This window comes from Burkholderia sp. SIMBA_051 (assembly GCF_046534915.1).
GTDB classification, from domain to species: domain Bacteria; phylum Pseudomonadota; class Gammaproteobacteria; order Burkholderiales; family Burkholderiaceae; genus Burkholderia; species Burkholderia ambifaria.
Genome location: NZ_JAWRXS010000265.1, coordinates 1 through 273, shown reverse-complemented (window position 1 = coordinate 273; position 273 = coordinate 1). Strand labels below are relative to the sequence as shown.

Sequence of the window (273 nt, the reverse complement as noted above, 5' to 3'; positions counted from 1 at the left end):
AATCATCGTAAATTGAAATTATTCCCAATTAAAGGAACGGGTAAATCCACCGGACTTCTGTTTGAAGATGATGGCGAAACTTGGGGATATACTGAAGGTAATGCTCTGTGGCTTGAATGGGAGCTGGACTGCACAGCCACTACAATTGAGTTAAGAATAAACACTCATGGAGATTATCGCCCTGCATGGGAAACATTGAAAGTGATAATTCCTCAGGGAGAAAGTCGTCAACTACTGATTAACGGCATTGAGGCTTATGAATGGAATATGAAC

1 protein-coding gene is annotated in these 273 nt (G+C 41.0%); it reads left to right on the top strand.

What is annotated here, in order from left to right; translation table 11 throughout:
• Positions 1-273 (top strand): DUF5110 domain-containing protein (locus tag SB771_RS34460; protein ID WP_410721971.1); only part of this gene is annotated, 273 nt, incomplete at both ends.